The following is a 22593-nucleotide window of genomic DNA, read 5'->3' as shown; positions in this document are numbered from 1 at the left end:
GCACCTACGAGGCCTTCGGGGAAACGGTCCTCCGTCATCGATTGAGTGAACCGGAGGCCCGGGCGCTGGACCGGCCGGAGCCGGGAGCATCACCGTCCGTGACAGTGGGCAACCCAGTGGAGGCAGCCGTGACCACCGCCGAATCCGTCGAGACGGTCGACCTGCGCGCCGCGCACCTCGTGCAGGACCCGTTCGCCGTCTTCTCCCGGATCCGCGAACGCGCCCCGCCGGCCCGCGGCACCGTCCCCGGCGTCGACCCGGTCTGGATCGTCACCCGTTACGAGGACGTCCGCGCCGTGCTCGGCGACCCGCGCTTCGTCAACGGCGCGGAGAACGTGCCCGGCGTCGCGCCCGCGCACCGCACCGAGCAGGCATGCCCGCCGACCTGCCGTCCTCGCCCCGCCGCTCTGCGGGTCCGCGCCCGCCCACACCCGTCCGGTCGCCCCGCGCGCCCCCGCCGCCGCCATTTGCCGACGCCCCGTCAGTCCTGCAGCCCAGCCCTGGTGGCGGGCCCACCCGCGCGCCCATAGCGTCGATGCGACCGACATCCACCAGCTGTCATCCCTCGCTCACACCGCGTCACCGCGCCGGCGTCCCCGCGAGCGCGTCAGAAAGCAGGTCACCACTCATGCCCACGCGACGGGTCCACCACCTCGCCGCGGCCACCGCCGCCGCCACGACCGCCCTCACCACCGCCCTGACCACCCTCGCCGCCGCGCCCCCGGCCCACGCCGCGGGCGCCCTTCACCTCGTCCAGCCGGGCGAATCGATTCAGCAGGCCGTCGACTCCGCCCGGCCCGGCGACACCGTCCAGCTGCTCGCGGGTACCTACCGCGGCAGCGTCCGGATCACCACCCCCGGCCTCACCCTGCGCGGCGTCGGCCCGCAGAGCGTGATCGCCCCCGGCACCGCCGCCGACGGCACCGCCGGCGACTCCGTCTGTGCCGCCGCGGGCCACGGCCTCTGCGTCGCCGGCACCGACGACCACCCGCTCGACGGGATCACCGTCAAGGCCCTCGCCGTCACCGGCTTCAGCAAGAACGGCATCAACTCCAGCGCCACCACCGCCATGACCGTGCGCGCGACCTACGTCCACGACAACGGCCAGCAGGGCATCAGCCAGGAGAAGTCGACCCGCGCCGTCATCGTCGGCAACGAGTCGGCCCACAACGGCCAGTCCGGCGTCTTCCTCGCCAACAGCGTGGTCAACGAGGGCGGCGCCATCGACACCGAGGGCACCGTGGTCAGCGGCAACGAGCTCTCCGGGAACCGGATCGGCGTCACCGTGCGCCGCCTGCGCGACCTGAGCATCGAGGCGAACGACATCCACGGCAACTGCGGCGGCGTCTTCATCGTCGGCGACGAGGGCGTGCCGCGGGCCGGCGCGTTGAGCATCACCCGCAACAGCGTCGTCGCCAACAACAACTACTGCCCGCCCAACCCGCGGCTCGACTACATCCAGGGCACCGGAATCCTGCTCACCGGCGCCGAGGACACCTCGGTGACGGGGAACGAGGTCCGCGACAACGTCGGCGCCTCACCGATGTCCGGCGGCATCGTGCTCTTCCGCAGCCTGGTCGGCGCGCCCAACGCCCGCAACACCATCAGCGGCAACCACGCGGTCGGCAACGGCCCGGCCGACCTGGTCGACGCCGACACCGGCACCACCAACGCTTTCGCCCGCAACCACTGCGCGGTCTCCTCGCCCGCCGGCCACTGCTGAACCGCTGCGCCCGCAGGCCCCCGGCCGCGAGCCCCGGCCGCAGGCCCCCTCAGCCCTGAGGGGGCCTGCGGCCCCCGAGGACCCCAGCCCCTTCCCACCAGCAGAAAGACGGCACATGACCACCGCACCCGCCACCACCCCGCAGCCCGCGATGCGCCTGCGGGAGCTCGTCTTCGGCGCTGCCTGCGCCGCCGCCGTCCGCGCGGCCGCCCGGCTCGGCGTCGCCGACGCGCTCGGCGACACCCCGACCACCGTCACCGACCTCGCGGCCGCGCTCGACACCGAGCCCAAGCAGCTGCGCCGCCTGCTCCGCGCCCTCACCTGCTACGGCGTCTTCCAGGAGACCGGCGACGACCGCTTCGAGCACACCGAGATGTCCCGCCTGCTGCGCGAGGACGCCCCGAACAGCCTGCGCTACATCTCCCTCTGGTGCACCGAGCCGTGGACCTGGGAGGCCTGGCCGAAGCTGGACGAGGCGGTCCGCTCCGGCCGCAACGTCTTCCCGGAACTGTTCGGCAAGGAGTTCTTCGACTACCTGCACAGCGACGCGGGCGACTCGGCCAAGGTCTTCGACAAGGCGATGACCACTTCCAGCCGCCAGTCGGCCGCCGACTTCGCCGCCTACCTCGACCTGACCGGGATCGACTCGGTGGTCGACATCGGCGGTGGCCAGGGCCACGTGCTCGCCAGCCTGCTGGAGAAGCACCCGGCGCTGCACGGCACCCTGCTCGACCTGCCCAAGGTGGTCGCCGGTGCGGACCCGCGGCTGCGTGACGGCGGCGCCTACGCCGCCCGGGCCCGGCTGGTGCCCGGCGACTGCCGGGTGGACATCCCGGTCCGCGCCGACCTCTACATCATCAAGAACATCCTGGAGTGGGACGACGAGAGCACCCGTCGCACCCTCGCCAACGTGGTTGCCGCGGCCCGCCCGGGCGCCCGCGTCGTGGTGGTCGAGAACCTGGTCGACGACAGCCCGTCGATGCGCTTCACCACCGCCATGGACCTCATGCTGATGCTCAACGTCGGGGGCGCCAAGCACTCCGAGCAGAGCCTGGTGCGGCTGATGGAGGAGGCCGGCCTGGCGGTCGCCGCGGTCCGCCCGGTCAACCCGTACCTGCACGCCTTCGAGGCCACCGTCCGGGGCTGACCCCGGGCCCGCCCACGACGGGACCGCCCGCACCGGTTCACGGTGCGGGCGGTCCCGTCGTACGGCTCAGGCCTTGCGCGAGGACTCCAGGTGCGCGAAGACCACCACGTTGTCCAGGTAGTCCTTGCGCTTCCTGTCGTACGTGCCGCCGCAGGTGATCAGTCGCAGCTGGGCGTCGGGCGTCTTCCCGTAGACCTTCTGGTCGGGGAAGGCGTCCTTGGCGAACGTCTCCACCGAGTCCACCAGGAAGACGGCGACCGTGCCGTCCGCCCGCTGCACCTCGACCCGGTTTCCCGGCAGCAGCAGGCTGAGCAGCAGGAACACCGCCGGGCCCTTGTTGGTGTCCACGTGCCCGGCCACCACGGCGCTGCCGCGTTCACCCGGGGTGACGCCGTCGCGGTACCAGCCGACCAGGTTCTTGTCGTCCGGCGGCGGCGCGTTGAGCTGCCCGGCCGGGTTGAGCGTCAGCTCGGTGAACGGTGCGTCCACGGCGATCTGCGGGATCCGCAACCGGGTCGGCTTGGACCGCTTCAGCGGGGGCGCGGCGGGCCCGGGAGCCGCCTTGGCCGGCGACAGGGCGGCCGGGGCGGATGCCGGGCCGGGTGACGCGCTCGCGGTGGCCGCCGGGGGAGCGGCCTGGCCGGGCGCGGGATCGGCGGAGGGTGCGGCGTCCACCGAGTTGTAGATCAGCAGCAGACCGGCCGCCGCCGCGCCCATACCCGCGCGCAGCAGCCGGGAAGTACCAGGGACCAGACCGGCCATCACTCCACTCCTCGGCCTTCACGTCGACACACCGGCAGCCCCGCCGTACCTGCAGCACTGCGGTGGCGGCGGTGCCGCCCCGGAACGGTGCCGTGGGGCATCGCCCCGCGCGCCCCCGCCGTGGCCGTCGGGGAAGCGGCGGCCACGGCGGGGAGGCGACGGGACGTGGCTTGCGGCGCCGGAGCCGGCGCCGCGGGTCAGATCGCGGCGCCGGCGGAGCGGCGGCCCTTGCGCAGGGCGATGGCGCCCGCGCCGAGGCCGCCCAGCAGCAGGACGGCGCCGGAGGCGAGGCCGCCGCCGGACAGCGCCAGGCCGCCGCCGCCGGTGTGCACGCCGCCGTGCGGGGCCTTCTCCTCGGCCTTCTGCTCCTCGCCCGAGTAGCCCGACGAGCCCGACGAGCCCGAGGAGGAGGAGTCCTTGTCCTGCTTCTCGTCCCAGGTCTTCTGGCCGTCGGGGCTGGCGGCCTTGTCCTGCTTCTCCTGCCAGGTGAGGTTCTTGTCGGAGCCGTCGGCGAAGGCGGCGGGGGCAGCGACGGTGAGGGCGGCAGCGGCCACGACGGCCCCGGCGAGCAGTGTGCGGGCAGAACGCATGATGATGATCCTTCCGGCGCGGAGCCGCGACAGCCGACACGTTGTCGGGCAAGGGGACTCGCGGAGGTGCGCCTGATCCACCGTCAACCACCGTGACGGCCGCTGCCACCGGAGGATGGCAGTGACGGCGGTGGTCGTGCGGCCCTTCGGGTGGATTCGCGGACGTGTTCACCCGGGTGCCCCGGCGATCCGGGTGAATCCGGTTCCGGCCGGGCCCCGGGGAGGCCGGCGGCGGCGTGGAGCCCGGCGCACGCGGGCAGGCATGACGCATGGTCGAGATCTCGAAGGACGTACAGGCGCGGATCGAGGCGGGGCACGTCTGGTACGTCGCCACGGTCAACGCGGACGGGTCACCGCACGTCAGCCCGATGTGGGTGGGGAGGCAGGGCGGTCTGGTGTTGTTCAACACCTCGGTCGGCCGGGTCAAGGAGCGCAACCTGCGGCGTGACCCCCGGGTCTGCCTCTCGCACGCGGACGCCGCCGACCCGTACGACCGGGTGCAGATCCGGGGGCGGGCGGTCCGGTTCGTCGAGGGGGAGGAGGCGGACCGGAACATGGACCGGCTGGCCGCGGTGTACCTCGGGGCGGAGCGCTACGAGTGGCGGATCCCCGGCGAGCGGCGGGTGGTGGTCCTGGTCGAACCGGACCGGATCAGCCGGGTGGTCGGCGTCGAGGCCCTCCCGCCGGGCGCGCCGGGGGCCCACGGGTAGCCCGGCTCCCGAGGGCACCCCGGGGAACCCGGTCCGGCCGGCCGCGTCTATCTTGATGGTCCACTGACACGAGAGGGAGCGGGAATGGGCACGGTCGGTCGGAAGGTCGCGGCGGTGGCGGCGACGGGGGTTCTGCTGGGCGTGCTGGCGGCCTGTGGCTCCGGGGGGTCGAAGACCTCCCACGACGGGGCGGCGGGCGGCGCGAGCCCGGCAGCGGGGGCGACCGCCGGAGCAGCCACGACGGCGCCCGCGGGCGCCGGGGCGAGCCCGGCCGGCGGTGCCGCGTCCGCCACCTCCGCGGCCGCCTCGGCACCCGGCGCGGCGGCCGGTACGCCCGGCACGCCCGCGCCCGGGGCTCCGGGCACGCCGTCGCAGGGCGGAGGTGCGGGTGCCGCCGGCGGCGGCACCGCGCAGCCCGCCGGGGCGGACTCCGACACGCTGATCCTCGACGACAGGCTCCTGCTCCAGCTGATGCCGGACCAGAAGGCCATGACCGGCTGGGAGGAGGAGAAGCGCCGGGTGGACACCGCCGACCACGCCACCACCTGCAGCGGCGCCGGTTCGTGCACCGGCAAGCCGCTCAGCGGGACGGCCCGGTTCTCCTCCGGCGAGGTGACCGCGCGCTTCGGGATCGACACCCTCCCGAGCAAGGCGGCGGCCAAGGACCGGCTCACGGAGGCCTACGCGGCGTACGGCGACGCGAGCAAGTACCACACGGTCGATTTGGCCGCGCTGGGCAGCGAGAGCCGCGCCTTCCAGGGCCAGCTGGCCGGCCGGGACGGCGTCACCGTCGTGCTGCGCTCCGGCACGGTCGTGGCGACGGTGACCACCGAGGGCGGCCCGGTCGACCCCGCGGCGACCCGGCGGCTCGCCGCGATGCTGGTCCAGCGCGTGGAGCAGGCCCAGACGGGCCGGACCCCGGACGCGGTCCTCGGCACGGCCTGAGAAACGGTCTGCGGGACGGCCCGGCGAGCGTCCTGAGGGACGGCCCGGCGAGCGGCCCGGGGCGTGCCGCGGGGCGCCCGGCCCCGTGCCACGCCCCGTACGGTGCGTGCGCCCGCACGCCGGTGCCCCGCAGGCCTGCCTGCGGGGCACCGTGCGGTTCGCGGCTCAGTTGAGGCCGCTGCGCTCCCATCGGTAGAACTCGCGCGCCATGGCGTCCTTGGGCCCCCGCCAGGTGGCCGGGTCGTACGCCTGGACGTAGGCGGTGAGGGCGTCGCTGACCGCCCGGAACTCCGGGTGGCCGACCACCTGGGCGACGGCCGGGCCCGGCGGGCGGTCCGCCTCGATCAGGTGCAGGTAGACGTCGCCGAACTGGAAGAGGCTGCGGCCGGTGACGCCGATCAGGTGCGGCAGTTCGCCGCGGTCGGACTCGGCGAACACGTCGGCGATGCCCTGGGCCGCGTCCGGCTTCATCCGGGCGACGATCAGTGCGCGGTGCATCCGGCTCACACCTCCCCGGCCTGCTTCTCGACCTTCTCGCGGATCAGCTGCATCTGGATGCGCGAGTTGCGGTTGATGTGGTTGACCATGCCGTCGTCGTCGACCGGGGCGGTGGGCTTCATCGCGAAGTCCTGGACCCAGCGCATCTTCGTGCCGGCCGGGACCTCCGCGTACTCCCAGCGGATGTCCATGAACTCGAACGGCCCGGGCTCGACCCGGCGGGCGCGCACCGCGAGCGAGGCCCGGTCGGTGGTGCGCTCGGAGACCCAGCTCCAGACCTGGCCGTTCTCGTCGGGGTGCATGGTGAGCCGGAAGCGCACGCTGTCGCCGTCCCGCTCCAGCACCTCGACGGAGGCGTACTCGCTGAACAGCTGCGGCCAGTTCTCCAGGTCGTTGGTGATCTCCCAGACCAGGTCGAGCGGCGCGGCGATGACGATCTCGTTGTCCGTGTGTCCGGGCATCTCAGGCACCGGCCTTCGAGGTGAACGCGGAGTTCACCAGGTCGAGGAACTCGGCCGGGGTCTTGGCCGACTCCGCACCGTTGGTGACCTTCACGCCGTGCCGGTTCTCCAGTTCGCCGACCACGCCGAGCAGACCGAGGGAGTCCACGCCGAACTCGTCGAAGCTGGCGCCGGGGCGCTCCAGCTCGACCGGGTCGATCGCGACGCCGGCCCGGGCCTCGATCAGTGCGGCCAGTTCGGGGTGGCTGAGGGTGTTGCTCACGGGAAGTCCCTTCTAGGTGAGCCAAACAGGGGTTGTCGGTCAGGCCCGGTCGTCGCGCCGGAGGACCAGCGCGGCGTTGGAGCCCATCAGCCCGCGGCTGAGCACCAGTGCGGTGCGCAGCTCGGCCGGGCGGGCGCGGCCGGTCACCAGGGCGAGGTCGTGGCAGACCTCGGTGACGTTGGGGGTGGGCGGCAGGACGCCGTCCTCCATGGCGAGCACGGCGGCCGCGGCGTCGAGCAGCGGTGCGCCGCAGTAGGCCCGCCCGGTACCGGACTTGGGTGCGGTCACCGGGACGCGCTCGGCGTACGGGCCGAGGGCGTCGGCCAGGGCGAGCGCCTCGGCGCGGTCGGCGGCCGGGACGCCGAGGGCGTCGGCGAAGACCACGTCGACCTCCTCCGCGGCGATCCGGGCCTGGTCGAGCGCGATCCGGATCGCGGCGGCCAGCCCCTCCCGGGAGTCCTCCCAGCGGGAGGCGCCGGTGAAGGTGGCGCCGTGTCCGGCGATGCGGGCCCGGACGGCCGCCCCGCGCCGGCGGGCCGCCTGTTCGTCCTCCAGCAGCAGCATCGCACCGCCCTCGGCGGGGGCGAAGCCGTTGGCGTCGGCGGAGAACGGCAGGTAGGCCCGGCCGGGTTCCTCGGCGAGGCTGAGCTCGGGGTACCCGAGCTGGCAGACCATCGAGTACGGCGCCAGTGGTGCCTCGGCGGCGCCGGCCACCACCGCGTCGGTCCCGCGCGCGATGGTGCGGGCCGCGTGCGCGAGGGCGTCCAGGCCGCCGGCCTCGTCGCTGGCGACCACACCGCAGGGGCCCTTGTAGCCGCCGCGGATCGAGACCTGGCCGGTGCTGGCCGCGTAGAACCAGGCGATGGACTGGTAGGGGCCGACGAACTGTGGTCCCTGACCCCATAGTTGCTGCAGCTCGCGCTGGCCGAACTCACCGCCGCCGGAGCCGGCTGCGGTCACCACGCCCACCGCGTACGGCTGTTCGGGGTCGGCGGTGTAGCCGGCGTCCGTCACCGCAAGGTCGGCGGCGGCCATCGCGTAGTGCGTGAAGCGGTCGGTTTGTACCAGGTAGCGGCTGTCGATCACGGACTGCGGGTCGAAGTCCCGTACCTGGCCCGCGATGCGCAGCGGGAGGTCGGCGCAGCCCTCGCGGGATATCCGGTCGAGGACGCTCACGCCCTGCCTGGTGGCCTTCCAGAAGGCGTCGGTACCGACGCCGTTCGGCGCCACCACGCCGAGGCCGGTGATCACGGCCCGGCGGCCCTGTTGACGTGACGTCATGGATCTCACCCCGTTCTGTTGAGCACGACGGCGGACTGGAACCCGCCGAATCCGCTGCCGACCGACAGGATGTGACGGAGCGGCAGCTCGCGCGCGGTGCGCGGCACGTAGTCGAGGTCGCACTCCGGGTCCGGAGTCTCGTAGTTGGCGGTCGGCGGTACCACGCCGTGGGCCAGCGCGAGGGTGCACGCGACCACCTCGATCGCGCCGATCGCGCCGAGCGAGTGCCCGACCATCGACTTGATCGAGCTCATCGGCGTCTCGTACGCGTGCCCGCCGAGCGAGCGCTTGACGGCCGCCGTCTCGTGCCGGTCGTTCTGTTTGGTGCCCGAGCCGTGCGCGTTGACGTAGTCGACGTCGGTGCGGTCGACCCGGGCGTGGCCGAGCGCCTCGTCGATCGCCCTGGACATCTCCAGCCCCTCCTGGGTGAGGCCGGTCATGTGGTAGGCGTTGCCGAAGGTCGCGAAGCCGCCGATCTCGCCGTAGATCCGCGCGCCGCGCCGGCGGGCGTGCTCCAGCTCCTCCAGCACCAGGACGGCGCCGCCCTCGCCGAGCACGAAGCCGTCCCGGTGGGCGTCGAAGGGGCGGGAGGCGTGTTCCGGGTCGTCGTTGCGTTCGCTGGTGGCCTTGATGGCGTCGAAGCAGGCGACGGTGATCGGCGAGATCGGCGAGTCGGAGGCGCCGGCGATGCAGATGTCGGCGCGTCCCTCCTCGACCGCCTGGAAGGCGTAGCCGATCGCGTCCAGCCCGGAGGTGCAGCCGGTGGAGACGGTCTGCACCGGGCCGTGCGCGCCGGTGCGCTCGGCGACCGTGGAGGCCAGGGTGGAGGGCGCGAAGGCCCGGTGCAGCTGCGGCTCGGCCCGCCGGTGGTCGACGTCCCAGCGGGCGCCGCCGGCGCTCACCAGGGCGTAGTCGTGCTCCAGCCGGGTGGTGCCGCCGACGGCGGTGCCGAGCGAGACCCCGATCCGCCAGGGATCCTCGGCGGCGAGGTCCAGGCCCGCGTCGGCGACCGCCTCGTCCGCCGCCACCATCGCGAACTGCACGTACCGGTCGGCCCGTTGGACGTCCTCGGGGCTCAGTCCGTGCGCCGCCGGGTCGAAGTCGCACTCGGCGGCGATCCGGGAGCGGAACCCGGTGGGGTCGAAGAGCGTGATGCCCCGGGTCGCCGTCCGGCCGGAGGTGAGCAGCCGCCAGAAGGCCGGAACGCCCACGCCGCCGGGTGCGACCACGCCGATCCCGGTGACGGCGACGCGCCGTGTCACGAAGCGACCTTGGCGTGTTCCGGGGGACCGGAGGTGCCGGCCTCCCCGGTCTCCTCGGTGTCGACGTGGCCCAGCTCGGGGCGCGGGGCGAGCGGGCCGAGGTGGAAGACCATCCGGGCCTCGGTGTCGCCGACGTTGCGGAACCGGTGGCGCATGTTGAGCGGGATCATCAGGCCCTGGTCGGGCTTGAGCGCCCGGGTGACCCCGTCCAGGTCCACCTCCAGGTCGCCGCTGACCACGAAGACGAACTCCTCGGAGTACGGGTGGTAGTGCTCGCCGATCCGCTCGCCGGGCTGGACGATGGCCAGGCCCATGAAGCCGCTGGTCGCGCCGCAGGTGGTGGGGGTGAGCATGGCGCGCAGGTCGCCGCCGCGCCGGCGGTTCTCCGGTGCCTCGTCGACGTGCACGATCCGTGGGTACTGCGTGGACATGGTTTCTTCCTCCGAGTGTGTTGGGTCCGGGCTTCGGGGCCGGGGGCTCTGGAGCCGGTGTGGAACGGGGTGTCGTCAGTTCCCCTGCGAGCTGCGGTCGGTGACCGGGTTCATCGCGCGGGCGGCGAGGACGGCGCTCAGCCCCGCGACGGTGCGCAGGTCGCCGTCGGCGCCGAGGTCGAGCAGCCGGCCGAGGACGGTGGCCTCGCGCTCGCCGGCCACGCCGAGGGCCGCCGCCGGGTCGGCCTCGGCGGGCACCCGCAGGTCCACCAGGCGGACCACGACGTCCTCCCGGTGGAAGACGACGGCCGTCGCGACCGGGCCGGTCGGGTCCGCGGTGGCGAGGTTGTCGTACTCGGCCAGCAGCGCGGCGACGGCCTGCCCGTTGCCCGGCTTGACCGGGTAGAGCACGGCGTGCCGGTGCAGCCGCCCGGAGGCCGGGGAGCCGGCGATCGCCTGGTGCTCGGCGGGCAGCGCGGCCTTGGCGAAGAAGGCGCGCGCGGCCTGCGGGTCGCCCAACTGGCGGGCCTCCTCCAGGTAGGGGTTGATCGCCTCCTCGACGGCCCGGACCTCGGGCTGCATGGCGACGTGGCGCAGCGCGTCGCCGAGGCTGCCGGTCACCTCGACGGCCCGGACCACCCGGTTGCCGTGCATGAACAGCGAGGTGCGGCGCAGGCGCGTGTTCTCGTCCACCTCGGCCTTGGGGGAGGCGTAGCCGGACAGGATGCGGGCCACCTTCTGCTCGCTGCCGGGCTTGACGGTGAAGGTCAGTGCGTGCCGGATCACCCCGTCCGGGCCGGGGGCGGCCTGCGGCGGGCCGACGTGCCCGGCCGGCGCGGTGCGCGGCAGGCCGGGCGGCACCTCGACCGGGGCACGGGTGCCGGTGGCGCCGGCCGCGGAGGTCTCCCGGAGGATGGAGTAGCGCAGCGAGCGGAAGGTGTCGCTCACGCAGCCGTGCATCGGCTTGACCATCTCGCGGTGCGCGGGGCTGTCCACCCACTCCAGGAAGGTCTCATGGTCCTGCCACTCGCTGGTGATCAGCCACTGCCGGGGGTCGTTGATCGACTGGCACAGCTGGTCGCTGACGTGCCCGGGGACGGACGCCACCTGGTGGCGCAGCTTCTCGTACACGTCGAGGAAGCGCTGCTGGGCGCCGTCCTTGATCTCCAGCATCAGCATCACGCGCAGCCGCGTGTCGGTCTCGGCCTGCTGTTGCGCCTGCGGTTCGGACAGAGTCGTCATGATCCACTTTCTGCTTCTGGGGCGCCCGCGTCCGGCCGCGCGGGGCGGCGTCCGGCCAGGGGTCCGGCGGGGGAGGGCGGTGCGGTGGCGGTCGGCCCGGGCGTCGGCATCAGGCCTGAGGTCGATCGTGCGCGGAGCCCACGGGTGGCGCGAGATTTGCGGGCCATCCGAGCGAAGAGGCGGCACAACACCCCCGGGGCGGGGGATGCAGAGACGGGGCCGCCGTCTGTGCGCGCCCCGCCGAGGGCGGCGCCGAGCCCCGCAGCCGGTCCGCGAACTCCCGTACAGGCTGGAGTAATTGATGAATCCGAAGGTTGACGACCGGGTGCCGGTCCTGATCGTCGGCGGCTCGCTGGTCGGGCTGTCGGCCTCACTCTTCCTGGGCCGACTGGGTGTCAGACACCTGCTCGTCGAGAAGCACGCCGACACCTCGCATCACCCGCGTGGCCGAGGCAACAACGTCCGCACGATGGAGCTGTACCGGGTGGCCGGGATCGAGCCGGCGATCCGCGAGGCGGCCTCGGTGCTCGCCGCCAACCACGGCATCCTCCAGACCCCCTCGCTGACCGGAGAGGAGCAGGAGTGGCTGTTCCGGGAGATCGACCCGGGTGGCCGGCTGGCCCGGTTCAGCCCGAGCGCGTGGTGCCTGTGCAGCCAGAACGACCTGGAGCCGGTGCTGCTGAAGTCCGCCCGCGAGCTCGGCGGCGACCTGCGCTTCAGCACCGAGCTGCTCTCCTTCGAGCAGGACGCCGAGGGGGTGACCGCGCTGCTGCGCAGCCGGGAGACCGGTGAGGAGCGCACCGTCCGGGCGCAGTACCTCGTGGCCGCGGACGGCCCGCGCAGCCCGTCCCGGGAGCGGCTGGGCATCGGCCAGACCGGCAAGGGCGAGCTGTTCCACAACGTCAGCATCACCTTCCGGGCCAAGCGGCTGGCGGAGGCGGTGGGCGACCGGCGCTTCATCGCCTGCTACCTCACCAACCCGGAGGCCGACGGCGCGCTGCTGCCGGTGGACAACCACGAGGAGTGGGTGTTCCACGCACCCTGGCACCCCGAGCACGGCGAGCCGCTGGAGGCGTTCACCGACGGGCGGTGCATGCGGCACATCCGGGCGGCGGTCGGCATGCCCGACCTGGAGGTGGAGGTCACCGGGAAGGCGCCGTGGCACGCGGCCGAGCGGGTGGCCGAGAGCTACTCCGGCGGGCGGGTCTTCCTGGCCGGGGACTCCGCGCACGAGATGTCGCCGACCGGCGCGTTCGGCTCCAACACCGGCATCCAGGACGCGCACAACCTGGCCTGGAAGCTGGCCGCGGTGCTCGGCGGCTGGGCCGGGCCGGGGCTGCTGGACACGTACGGGCAGGAGCGCCGGCCGGTTGCCGAGGTGACCAGCGAGCGCGCCTCGGCCCGTTCGGCCGAGCACAGCCACCCCGGGTACGCGGTGGTGCCGGGCGTGGGCCGGCAGGCCGGGGTGCTGGCGGTGGCGCTGGGCTACCGCTACCCGGCGGGCGCGGTGGCCGGGGCGGACCCGGCCGGCGCGGTGGTGCCGGAGAAGTTCGAGTCGGCCGGCGAGCCCGGCAGCCGGGCACCGCACCAGTGGCTGCTGCGGGCGGGCGTGAAGCTCTCCACCCTCGACCTGTACGAGCAGGCGATGGTGCTGCTCACCGGCCCGGACGGGCTGGCCTGGCACGAGGGTGCCCGGCGGGCGGCCGACCGGCTGGCCGTCCCGCTGGACGCCTACCGGATCGGCCTGGGAGCGGAGGACGACCTGGCGCCGGAACCCGGCACCGACTTCGCCGAGCTGCACGGGGTGCGGCCGGACGGCGCGGTGCTGGTCCGTCCGGACGGCTTCGTCGCCTGGCGTTCCGAGGGCGCGGCGGCGGACCCGGAGGCGGCCGTGACGGCGGCGCTGCGCGAGGTGCTGAAGCTGTAGCGCCGGCCCGGCACCGGACCCGACCGCCCCGGGAGGCGGGCGGGCCACGGACGGAAACGGGACGGGCCCGCCGGGTGAACCGGCGGGCCCGTCCTGGTGTGCGGCGGGGGCGTCAGTGGCCGCCCGCGTCGACCACCTCGATGTCCTCGATGTTCTGCTCGATCGCCTCGGCCGGCAGCGCGACCCGGATCGCCCAGTAGTAGACGGCGACCGCGAACGCGGCGACCAGGCCCATGTCCCACCACATCGGGATGTTGCCCGTGCCGTCGCCGAACCCGCCCTGCCAGGAGATCACGCCGAGGCCGACCAGGTAGACCGGCAGCCACTGGGCGGCGCGCCAGTCCAGCCGCGGGGCGTTCGGCAGGCCCTTGCGGATCGCGTAGGCGGCGTAGCTGCCGAGCAGCACGTAGCCCAGGACGATCGCCATGCCCAGACGGGAGAGGGTGTGCCAGCCGGCCCAGTAGATGATCAGGCTGGCGACCACGAAGGCGAGCGGGGAGATCACGCCGCCGAGGGGCAGGCGGTAGGAGCGCTCACGGGTGGGCAGGCGGCGGCGCAGCGCGCCGAAGGCCAGCGGGGCGCCCGCGTACATCAGCACGCTGGCGGAGGTGATGAAGCCGACCAGCTCCTGCCAGCTCGGGAAGGGGAGGAAGCAGATGACGCCGGTGATGAAGGAGAGGGCCAGGCCGAACCACGGCACGCCGCGCTTGTCGAGCTCCTCGAACTTCTGCGGGGCGTAGCCGTTCTTGCTCAGGCCGTAGGAGATGCGCGAGGTGGAGGTGGTGTAGATCAGGCCGGTGCCGCCGGGGGAGACGATGGCGTCGAAGTACAGCACCCAGGCGAGCCAGCCGAGGCCGACCACGGTGGCCAGGCCGGCGAACGGGCCCTCGATGCCGGGGAAGTCCAGCTTGTCCCAGCCGTTGGCGAAGGAGCTGAGCGGCAGCGCGCCGATGAAGACGACCTGGAGCAGGACGTAGATCAGGGTGCCGATGGCGACCGAGCCGAGCACCGCGCGGGGGATGTCGCGCTTGGGGTTGCGGCTCTCACCGGAGATCTGGATGGCCTGCTCGAAGCCGAGCAGCGCGAAGATGATGCCGCTGGAGCTGATCGCCGCCAGCACGCCCTTGATGCCGAACGGGGCGAAGCCGTGCGAGGTGAAGTTGGAGCCGTGGAAGTTGGTCACGGCGAGCACGAAGATCGTGAACAGCGGGACGAAGATCTTCAGCCAGGTCGCGATCGAGTTGGTGTGGGCCAGGACCCGCACACCGAGGAAGTTGACCGCGACGAAGACGCCCATCAGCAGCACCGCGACGATGAAGCCGCTGGTGGTGAGGGTGCCGTTGTCGTTGAGGAAGCTCTTCGCGAACTCCCAGTGCCCCGCGTACCCGATCATGGCCTCGACCTCGATCGGTGCCACCGTCGCGGCCTGCAGCCAGGAGAACCAGCCGAAGGACATGCCGGCCAGGCCGCCGAAGGCGTAGTGCGGGTAGCGGGCGGTGCCGCCGGCGACCGGGAAGAGCCCGCCGAGCTCGGCGTGCACCAGGGCGAGCAGCACGATGGCGACGGCGCCGATGCCCCAGGAGATGAGGGCGGCCGGGCCGGCGACCATGACGGCGTTCTTGGCGCCGAAGAGCCAGCCGGAGCCGATGATCGAGCCGACCGAGGCCCAGAGCAGGCCGATCAGGCCCACTTCCCGGCGGAGAGACCGGTGGGCCGGGGCACCGTTGTCGGTGCCCGTGCCGGGCGGGGAGACCTGGTTGAGGGAAACCATTGGCAATCTCTCTGTGTGTGGGGGCCCCGGCTGTCGGAGCGCGGAGAGTTGCCACACAGTAGGCGTATTCATAGGCCTCTGCACAGATTTCATTACTGAATGTTTACCTACTTTGCCGGACATCCTCCCTGGTAGGGGGCATTCAGTTCATACATGTGTTACGTAACTGACGAGTAGGTTCAGTACTTGAGCGCGAATTGAGCTTCGGTCCAAGCTCTGGCAATCTGGACGGCAAGTAGGGTTATAGAAATGGTGTGGACTGCATAGTGATACCGTCCGGGCCCGGCGATGTGGCCTGCCGTCCGGGTGGTTCGTCCGCTACGGTATTCGCCACCACCGCGGCACAGTGTCGTGTCCGCGCGCTCTGACTCCCTCGAAGGTGCGCGCAGTTGAAACTCACCCCCCACGAGCAGGAGCGCCTGCTCATCCACGTGGCCGCCGACGTCGCCCGCTCCCGGCGGGCCCGCGGTCTGCGGCTCAACCACCCCGAGGCGGTCGCGCTGATCACCTCGCACGTCCTCGAAGGCGCCCGCGACGGCCGCACCGTCGCCGAGCTGATGGACTCCGGCCGCCACGTGCTCACCCGGGACGACGTCATGGAGGGCATCCCCGAGATGATCCCGGACGTCCAGGTCGAGGCGACCTTCCCCGACGGCACCAAGCTCGTCACCGTCCACGGGCCGATCCAGTGAGCGCCGTCGAGGGGATGACGCCGGGTCAGGTCATCCACGGCGAAGGCGAGATCGGGCTCAACCTCGGGATGGAGGTGACCCGGCTGACCGTGGTCAACGGCGCCGACCGGCCCGTCCAGGTCGGCTCGCACTACCACTTCGCCGAGACCAACCCCGGCCTCCGGTTCGACCGTGCGGCCGCCCGCGGCCTGCGCCTCAACATCCCGGCCGGCACCGCCGTCCGCTTCGAACCGGGCATCCCGGCGGAGGTCCAACTGGTCCCGATCGCCGGCCGGCGCGAGGTGGCCGGCCTGCGCGGCGAGACGGCGGGAGCCCTCGATGACTGACCGCCCCGCGCTCCGGCTCACCCGCGAGCGCTACGCCGACCTGTACGGCCCGACCACCGGCGACCGGATCCGGCTCGGCGACACCAACCTGCTCGTCGAGATCGAGGAGGACCGCAGTCGCGGCGGCGACGAAGCCGTCTTCGGTGGCGGCAAGGTGATCCGCGAGTCCATGGGCCAGGCCCGCACCAGCCGGGCCGAAGGGGCCCCGGACACCGTCGTCACCGGCGCCGTGGTGCTCGACCACTGGGGCGTCGTCAAGGCCGACATCGGCATCCGGGACGGCCGGATCACCGCCCTCGGCAAGGCCGGCAACCCCGAGACCATGGACGGCGTCCACCCGCTCCTGGTGATCGGCCCGGAGACCGAGGTGATCGCCGGCAACGGGCGGATCGTCACCGCCGGCGGCGTCGACACCCACGTCCACTTCATCTGCCCGCAGCTGGTGGACGAGGCGCTGGCCTCCGGCGTCACCACCCTCGTCGGCGGCGGCACCGGGCCCGCCGAGGGCACGAAGGCCACCACGATCACCCCCGGCGCGTGGCACCTCGGCCGGCTCTTCGCGGCGATGGACGGCCTGCCCGTCAACATCGGCCTGCTCGGCAAGGGCAACACCGTCAACGAGACGTCGATGCACGACCAGCTGCGGGCCGGCGCGCTCGGCTTCAAGATCCACGAGGACTGGGGCGCCACCCCGGCCGCGATCGACGCCTGCCTGCGGGTCTGCGAGCGGACCGGTGCCCAGCTCGCCATCCACACCGACACCCTGAACGAGGCCGGGTTCGTCGGCGACACCCTCGCCGCGATCGCCGGGCGCGGCATCCACGCCTACCACACGGAGGGCGCCGGCGGCGGCCACGCACCCGACATCATCACCGTGGTGAGCGAGGCCAACGTGCTGCCCAGCTCCACCAACCCCACCAGGCCGCACACCGTCAACACCATCGACGAACACCTCGACATGCTGATGGTCTGTCACCACCTCAGCCCGCACGTGCCGGAGGACCTCGCCTTCGCCGAGTCCCGGATCCGGCCCTCCACCATCGCCGCCGAGGACGTCCTGCACGACCTCGGCGCCATCTCCATCATCAGCTCCGACTCCCAGGCCATGGGGCGGATCGGCGAGGTGGTGCTGCGCACCTGGCAGACCGCCCACGTGATGAAGGCCCGGCGCGGTGCGCTGGCCGGCGACGGCCGCGCCGACAACCACCGGGCCCGGCGCTACGTCGCCAAGTACACCATCAACCCGGCCGTCGCCCAGGGGCTGGACGGCGAGATCGGCTCGGTCGAACCCGGCAAGCTCGCCGACCTGGTGCTCTGGTCGCCCGCCTTCTTCGGGGCCAAGCCCGACCTGGTCGTCAAGGGCGGCCAGATCGCCTGGGCGCAGGTGGGCGACGCCAACGCGTCCATCCCCACGCCCCAACCGGTGCTGCCCCGGCCGATGTTCGGCGCCATCGGGCGATCGGCGGCGGCCAACTCGCTCAACTTCACCTCGCAGGCGGCGATCGACGACGGCCTGCCCGGGCGGCTGGCCGAACGGCTCGGCGTGGCCAAGGAGTTCACCGCGATCCGGAACACCCGCGGGGTCACCAAGGAGCAGATGGTCAACAACAGCGCCCGCCCCGACGTCCGGGTCGACCCCGACACCTTCACCGTCACCGTCGACGGTGAGGTCGTCACCTCCCAGCCGGCCGTCGAACTGCCGCTCGCCCAGCGGTACTTCCTCTTCTGATGACCCTCGCCGCGCTGCTGCTGCTCGCTGACGGGCGGTTCCCCGCCGGCGGGCACGCGCACTCCGGCGGCGCCGAGGCGGCGGTCAAGGCCGGGCGGGTGCACGACACTGCGAGCATGACGGCCTTCCTCACCGGACGGCTGCACACCACCGGCCTGGTCGCCGCCGCCCTGGCCGCCTCGGCCGCCGCCGGACAGGACACCGCCGTCCTGGACGCGGCCGCCGAGGCCCGCACCCCCTCACCCGCCCTGCGCGCCACCAGCCGCCGGCTCGGCCGCCAGCTGCTCCGGGCCGCCCGCGCCGCCTGGCCGCACCACCGGCTCGACCGGATCGCCGAGGCGTTCCCGCGCGGTGCGCACCAGCCGGTGGTGCTCGGAACCGCCGCCCTGGCCGCCGGGGTCACCCCCGCCCAGGCCGCCTCCGCCGCCGCCTACGAGAGCGTCAACGGGCCGGCCACGGCCTGCGTCCGGCTGCTCGGCCTCGACCCGTACGAGGTCGCCGCCGCGCTCGCCCGCCTCGCGCCGCAGCTCGACGCCGTCGCCTCCGCCGCCCTCGAAGCGGCCCTGCGCGGCGACCCGGACGCGCTGCCCGCCGCCTCCGCCCCGCTGCTCGACGTCTACGCCGAGGAGCACCACTCCTGGAAGGTCCGCCTCTTTGCATCGTGACCACGTCGACCCCGTCGACGCCCCCGTCCGCCACACGTACGGCGCTGCGGCCACGGCCACGGCCACGGCCGCCGCCGACGCCATGGCCGCCACCGGCACCGACGCCGCCGGCGGCCGCCGCCGCGCCCTGCGGATCGGCCTCGGCGGGCCGGTCGGCTCCGGCAAGACCGCCACCGTCGCCGCCCTCTGCCGCCTGCTGCGCGAGGAGCTGTCGCTGGCCGTCGTCACCAACGACATCTACACCACCGAGGACGCCGAGTTCCTGCTCCGCAACGCCGTCCTGCCGCCCGAGCGGATCACCGCGGTCGAGACCGGCTGCTGCCCGCACACCGCCATCCGCGACGACATCTCCGCCAACCTGGAGGCCGTCGAGGACCTGGAGGACGCCGTCGGCCCGCTCGACCTCGTCCTGGTGGAGTCCGGCGGCGACAATCTCACCGCCACCTTCAGCCGCGGACTGGTCGACCACCAGATCTTCGTCATCGACGTGTCCGGCGGCGACAAGATCCCGCGCAAGGGCGGCCCGGGCGTCTCCACCTCCGACCTGCTGGTGATCAACAAGACCGACCTGGCCCCGCTGGTCGGCGCCGACCTCGGGGTGATGGCCCGCGACGCCGCCGCCCAGCGCGGCGGACTGCCCACCGTCTTCTGCTCGCTGACCTCCGCCGAGGGCGTGGCACCGGTCGCGGCCTGGGTCCGGGAGAAGCTCACGGCCTGGCGCGGGACGGGTCTGCGCGAGGCCGGCCTGCACGGGACGGCTCTGCGCGAGGCCGGCCCGGACGGGGCCGGCCGGCACGGGGCCCGGTGACGGCCGCGCTCGTCTCGCGGGCCCGGATCCTCGCCGAGCCGGACGGGCGGGGCACCACCGTCCTGCCCGTTCTCTCCGGGGCCGGCCCGCTCGCACCCCGCCGCACCCGGGACGACGACGGCGCCGCCCACGTGGTCCTCGTCGGCTCGATGGCCGCACCGCTCGGCGGCGACCACCTCGCGCTCGACGTCGAGCTCGCGGACGGCGCCGCGCTCACCCTCACCAGCGCCGCCGCCACCATCAGCCTCCCGGGCCCCGGGCCCGCCCGCTACGACATCGACCTGACAGTGGGGAAGGGCGCCCGGCTCGACTGGCGGCCCGAACCGGTCGTCGCCGCGAGCGGCAGCCACCTCGTCCTGCACACCCGGATCACCCTCGCCGCCGGCGCCCGGCTGCGCTACCGGGAGGAGCAGATCCTCGGCCGCCACCACGACTGGACCCGCGGCGCCGCCCCCGGCCGGCTCACCTCCCGGCTCACCGTCCGCCGGGCCGGCCGGCTCCTGCTCGACCAGCAGACCGACCTCGGCCCCGGCGCCCCCGGCTGGGACGGCCCCGCCGTCCTCGGCGGCCACCGCGCCACCGGCCAGCGACTCACCGTCGGCCACCCGCCGCCGGAGCCGCCGCCGCGGCAGCCCGGCGCGGGCGACGCCGCCCTGCTCACCCTGCCCGGCCCGGACGCCCTGCTGCTCACCGCCGCCGCCCCGGACGGGCTGGCCCTGCGCAGGCTGCTGGGGTAGGGCGCGGGCGTGGCGTACCGGCGGTGCCGTGATCACCCGGCCGGGCCGTGGCCGAGCACCTGCCCGACCCGGAGGTCCGCTCCTTCGCCCTGGTGCCGGACCGGCAGGGGGTCGGCTGAGCCGCTACCGGCCCGCGACCAGGTCGGACGGGTCGGTGTTGGCGCCGCAGAGCAGGACGGCGATCCGCTCGCCGTCCGTCTGCTCCAGCGCGGCGAGGGCGGTGGCCGCGGCGTGCTCGACGGCGATCCGGCGGTCGTCCCAAAGCTCCTGCCGGGCACGGACGATAGCGGTGTCCGGCACCAACACCGACCGCACGCCGTCCTGTTGGGCGGCGTGCAGGGCAAGTGCCGTGGCCCGCCTGGCTCCCAGCGAGTCCGATGCCACCGAATCGACCGGGACGTCCACCGGGCGGCCCGCCGCCACCGCCGCGTTCAGCGCCCGGCTGCCGGTCGGCTCCACCGCCACCACCCGGACGCCGTGCTCGCGTGCCGCGGCCGCCACCCCCGCGAACAGCCCGCCGCCGCCCACCGAGACCACCACCGTGTCCAGGCCGGGGACACGCTCCCGGATCTCCTCCAGGACCGTCCCGGCCCCGGCGGCGATCAGCGGGTGGTCGTAGGCGTGCGAGGCCAGTGCGCCACCCGTCGCGGCGAACTCCTCGCAGGCGGCCAGCGCCTCCGCGTACTCGCCGCCCGCCAGCCGCACCTCGGCGCCGTACGAGCGCAGCCGCGCCACCTTCACCGGCGGGGCCGTCTCCGGCAGGAACACCGTGGCCCGCACGCCGAGTTCACGGGCCGCCCAGGCGCAGGCCAGACCCGCGTTGCCGCCCGAGGCGATGGTCACCCCGGCGGCGGGCAGGGTGCCCGCCGCAGCGTGCGCGAGCAGGAAGTTCTGTGCGCCACGCGCCTTGAAGCTGCCGGTGTGCTGGAGGTGCTCCAGTGCCAGCCAGACCCGCCCGCGCTCGTCCCCCGGCGCCACCACCACCGGCCGCACCCGCCCCGCGATCCGTTCCCCGGCCGCCTTCACGTCGTCGTACATCAGGTGGTCCACGCCGTTGGTCTCCTCCGCGCCGGGGGGCGGAGGCCGGCCTCCGCCACGTCACCGCCGACGGTACGCGCTCGCGGTGCGGAGGTGAAGATCACGACCGGGCCGGCCCGGGACCGGCGTGGACCGGACCGGGTACCGTGATCCCCATGCGTCTCGTGATCCTGCCGCCGCCCGTCCGCTAGCCGGTGACTTCGCAGGTGGGGTCTTAGGTTTCCAGCCAGCGGGGTCGGGTTTCGTCGATGCCGAGGAGTTCGAGCAGGTGTGCTTGGACTCCTCGGTTGATGAGGATGACGGGTGGGCTGGTCGCGGTGCCGGGTCGGAGCATGAGGCTGTCGAGGTGGTAGAGGATCATGCGGCCGGTGGGGCGGACCTTGCGGTTGTCGGGGTAGAGGCCGCCCATGGTCCGGTCGGGGCCCAGGGCCTGGCGGACCTGGCGTTCGATCAGGCAGAACACGAGTAGGGCCAGGCAGATGACGGTGATCAGGGCGGCGATGCGCCGGTTGTGTTCCAGGAAGATCGGGGCGACGGCGAGCGGGCCCTTGAAGTCGTTGTAGCGACGCTCGACGACGCCTTGGCCCTTGTAGCGCTTGAGGACCTCGGCGGCGTCGGCCTGCTCGGGAGTGAGCCGGGTGACCAGGGCGTACCAGCCGTCGGCGGCGGCCTCGGTGTCCAGGATGTCCTGATCGAAGTGCCAGGCCAGGGACGGGCGCCCGTCGGAATCGACGGTGACCCCGGTGCGCAGGCAGCTCGCGACCCGGCGGGTTTTGGCGATCACGCCGATGCGGGCCTCGACCTTGGCCGCGGTGTTGTAGAAGCGGCCGCCGGCCGAGCGCTGCAGTTTCTCCAGGTCTTCCGCGGCCCGGGCCAGGCGCTTGGCGCGGGCGGCCTGCTGGCCTTTGGCGTTGCCGGTGGAGTGGACCAGGATCCTGCGCAGCCGGTGCTGCGGGTCGCTCTTGCGTGGCCCGGTCATGACGTGGACGTCCTCCAGGACCCGGTAGGACTCCCGTTGGTCGGCGGGGGTGTTCCGCTCGCGGTCGCGGTCGTTGACGTAGTCGACCGGCCGGGCGGAGTGAAGGTCGAGGGCGGCGTAGACATCCGCCTTGACCTGGGCGGCCGGGAGCGGGGCGATGAAGTCGACCTTCGCGTCCAGCAGTGCGGTGATGTTCGGGTGGGAGACGAGTTTGGAGTCCGCGACGAGCAGGAAGTCCTTGCGCTCGGCGGTCTTCCGCAGGGCGTTCATCGCGCCGACGACCTGCGCGACCTCGCCCGCGCCGCCGTCGTAGACCCGGTGGAAGAGGGGGATCCCGCCGTCGCGGGTGACGGCCAGGCCGGCCTGGATCTGCTTCAGATCCACCCGCCGGTCCTTGGGGTGACCGTACCTGACCTGCGGAAAGCCCTCTTCCTGGTCCTCGTAGGCGCCGAACAGGGACATCGACGTCATGTCCCAGTGAATTTGGGCGGTGTCGATGCCGAATTCCGCGATGGCCTGCGCGCCGACGGAGCCGGTGATCTCCTCCAGATGCGGGGCGATCGCGTCGAGAGCGCGGGCGAGCCTGTCGTCGTTGAGCAGGTCCGGC

The 22593-nt window shown here is 73.6% G+C and carries 23 protein-coding genes and 1 pseudogene; 12 read left to right on the top strand and 12 right to left on the bottom strand.

What is annotated here, in order from left to right:
- Positions 1-128 precede the first annotated feature (128 nt).
- From C2142_RS05780 to C2142_RS05770, 3 genes are all read left to right on the top strand, one after another.
- The gene (locus tag C2142_RS05780; RefSeq protein ID WP_148641390.1) at positions 129-530 is read left to right on the top strand and encodes a hypothetical protein; all 402 of its coding nucleotides are present in this window, start codon (positions 129-131) and stop codon (positions 528-530) included.
- A gap of 98 nt (positions 531-628) precedes the next feature.
- Positions 629-1723, top strand: a complete 1095-nt coding sequence (locus C2142_RS05775; RefSeq protein ID WP_148641389.1) for a right-handed parallel beta-helix repeat-containing protein — start codon at positions 629-631, stop codon at positions 1721-1723.
- Between the two features lie 115 nt (positions 1724-1838).
- Positions 1839-2870 (top strand): methyltransferase, encoded by a 1032-nt coding sequence (locus C2142_RS05770; protein ID WP_148641388.1) that lies wholly within the window; start codon positions 1839-1841, stop codon positions 2868-2870.
- 66 nt (positions 2871-2936) lie between these two features.
- Here the strand turns inward: C2142_RS05770 and C2142_RS05765 are convergent, their stop codons facing one another.
- Both C2142_RS05765 and C2142_RS05760 read right to left on the bottom strand, forming a co-directional pair.
- Entirely contained in the window at positions 2937-3587 is a 651-nt protein-coding gene (locus C2142_RS05765) for a class F sortase (RefSeq protein WP_241003117.1), read from the bottom strand.
- A gap of 242 nt (positions 3588-3829) precedes the next feature.
- Positions 3830-4222, bottom strand: coding sequence for a hypothetical protein (locus C2142_RS05760; RefSeq protein WP_148641386.1), 393 nt, complete (start codon positions 4220-4222; stop codon positions 3830-3832).
- A 269-nt stretch (positions 4223-4491) separates the two neighbouring features.
- On the opposite strand from C2142_RS05760, the gene C2142_RS05755 reads away from it, so the two are divergent.
- Positions 4492-4932 (top strand): PPOX class F420-dependent oxidoreductase, encoded by a 441-nt coding sequence (locus C2142_RS05755; protein ID WP_148641385.1) that lies wholly within the window; start codon positions 4492-4494, stop codon positions 4930-4932.
- Positions 4933-5016: 84 nt separating this feature from the next.
- A complete protein-coding gene (locus tag C2142_RS05750; protein ID WP_148641384.1) occupies positions 5017-5877 on the top strand; it encodes a hypothetical protein in 861 nt (286 codons plus the stop codon).
- 165 nt (positions 5878-6042) lie between these two features.
- Here the strand turns inward: C2142_RS05750 and C2142_RS05745 are convergent, their stop codons facing one another.
- The 7 genes from C2142_RS05745 to C2142_RS05715 all read right to left on the bottom strand — a co-directional run bounded on the left by C2142_RS05745 (position 6043) and on the right by C2142_RS05715 (position 11314).
- Positions 6043-6375: a TcmI family type II polyketide cyclase gene (locus C2142_RS05745; protein WP_148641383.1), complete on the bottom strand. Its 333-nt coding sequence runs from the start codon at positions 6373-6375 to the stop codon at positions 6043-6045.
- 5 nt (positions 6376-6380) lie between these two features.
- Positions 6381-6836 carry an SRPBCC family protein gene (locus C2142_RS05740; RefSeq protein WP_148641382.1) on the bottom strand — a complete coding sequence of 152 codons (456 nt, stop codon included), beginning with the start codon at positions 6834-6836 and terminating at the stop codon, positions 6381-6383.
- A 1-nt stretch (position 6837) separates the two neighbouring features.
- Positions 6838-7098, bottom strand: coding sequence for an acyl carrier protein (locus C2142_RS05735; protein ID WP_148641381.1), 261 nt, complete (start codon positions 7096-7098; stop codon positions 6838-6840).
- A gap of 39 nt (positions 7099-7137) precedes the next feature.
- On the bottom strand, positions 7138-8379 hold the full coding sequence (locus tag C2142_RS05730) for a beta-ketoacyl synthase N-terminal-like domain-containing protein (RefSeq protein ID WP_148641380.1): 1242 nt from the start codon (positions 8377-8379) through the stop codon (positions 7138-7140).
- A gap of 5 nt (positions 8380-8384) precedes the next feature.
- Positions 8385-9641 (bottom strand): beta-ketoacyl-[acyl-carrier-protein] synthase family protein, encoded by a 1257-nt coding sequence (locus tag C2142_RS05725; protein WP_148641379.1) that lies wholly within the window; start codon positions 9639-9641, stop codon positions 8385-8387.
- Positions 9638-10072 carry a cupin domain-containing protein gene (locus C2142_RS05720; RefSeq protein WP_148641378.1) on the bottom strand — a complete coding sequence of 145 codons (435 nt, stop codon included), beginning with the start codon at positions 10070-10072 and terminating at the stop codon, positions 9638-9640. The genes C2142_RS05725 and C2142_RS05720 overlap by 4 nt, the downstream gene beginning before the upstream one ends.
- Positions 10073-10147: 75 nt before the next feature.
- Positions 10148-11314: a SchA/CurD-like domain-containing protein gene (locus C2142_RS05715; protein WP_148641377.1), complete on the bottom strand. Its 1167-nt coding sequence runs from the start codon at positions 11312-11314 to the stop codon at positions 10148-10150.
- Between the two features lie 301 nt (positions 11315-11615).
- Between C2142_RS05715 and C2142_RS05710 the strand changes: the two genes are divergently transcribed.
- Positions 11616-13241 carry an FAD-dependent monooxygenase gene (locus C2142_RS05710; RefSeq protein WP_148641376.1) on the top strand — a complete coding sequence of 542 codons (1626 nt, stop codon included), beginning with the start codon at positions 11616-11618 and terminating at the stop codon, positions 13239-13241.
- A gap of 112 nt (positions 13242-13353) precedes the next feature.
- On the opposite strand, the gene C2142_RS05705 is transcribed toward C2142_RS05710, so the two are convergent.
- Positions 13354-15012 (bottom strand): APC family permease, encoded by a 1659-nt coding sequence (locus C2142_RS05705; protein ID WP_148641375.1) that lies wholly within the window; start codon positions 15010-15012, stop codon positions 13354-13356.
- A gap of 389 nt (positions 15013-15401) precedes the next feature.
- Between C2142_RS05705 and C2142_RS05700 the strand changes: the two genes are divergently transcribed.
- The 6 genes and pseudogenes from C2142_RS05700 to C2142_RS05675 all read left to right on the top strand — a co-directional run bounded on the left by C2142_RS05700 (position 15402) and on the right by C2142_RS05675 (position 19969).
- Positions 15402-15704, top strand: coding sequence for an urease subunit gamma (locus tag C2142_RS05700; protein WP_148641374.1), 303 nt, complete (start codon positions 15402-15404; stop codon positions 15702-15704).
- A gap of 14 nt (positions 15705-15718) precedes the next feature.
- Positions 15719-16030 (top strand): urease subunit beta, encoded by a 312-nt coding sequence (locus tag C2142_RS05695; protein WP_148641373.1) that lies wholly within the window; start codon positions 15719-15721, stop codon positions 16028-16030.
- The gene (locus tag C2142_RS05690; protein ID WP_148641372.1) at positions 16023-17759 is read left to right on the top strand and encodes an urease subunit alpha; all 1737 of its coding nucleotides are present in this window, start codon (positions 16023-16025) and stop codon (positions 17757-17759) included. Before C2142_RS05695 ends, C2142_RS05690 begins: the two co-directional genes overlap by 8 nt.
- Positions 17759-18424 carry an urease accessory UreF family protein gene (locus C2142_RS05685; protein WP_148641371.1) on the top strand — a complete coding sequence of 222 codons (666 nt, stop codon included), beginning with the start codon at positions 17759-17761 and terminating at the stop codon, positions 18422-18424. The genes C2142_RS05690 and C2142_RS05685 overlap by 1 nt, the downstream gene beginning before the upstream one ends.
- Before the next feature lie 82 nt (positions 18425-18506).
- Positions 18507-19142: pseudogene (gene ureG / locus C2142_RS05680) on the top strand (urease accessory protein UreG); the annotation flags it as partial.
- A gap of 86 nt (positions 19143-19228) precedes the next feature.
- Positions 19229-19969 carry an urease accessory protein UreD gene (locus C2142_RS05675; RefSeq protein WP_148641370.1) on the top strand — a complete coding sequence of 247 codons (741 nt, stop codon included), beginning with the start codon at positions 19229-19231 and terminating at the stop codon, positions 19967-19969.
- 123 nt (positions 19970-20092) lie between these two features.
- Here C2142_RS05675 and C2142_RS05670 read toward each other — a convergent pair whose 3' ends face one another.
- The gene (locus C2142_RS05670; protein WP_241002396.1) at positions 20093-21019 is read right to left on the bottom strand and encodes a serine/threonine dehydratase; all 927 of its coding nucleotides are present in this window, start codon (positions 21017-21019) and stop codon (positions 20093-20095) included.
- A gap of 202 nt (positions 21020-21221) precedes the next feature.
- A partial coding sequence (locus tag C2142_RS05665) for an IS1634 family transposase (RefSeq protein ID WP_148642209.1) occupies positions 21222-22593 on the bottom strand: 1372 nt, incomplete at its 5' end.

The organism is Streptomyces sp. CB01881, from assembly GCF_002953255.1.
Classification (GTDB): Bacteria; Actinomycetota; Actinomycetes; order Streptomycetales; family Streptomycetaceae; genus Kitasatospora.
This window is presented reverse-complemented; position numbering and strand designations above follow the sequence as displayed.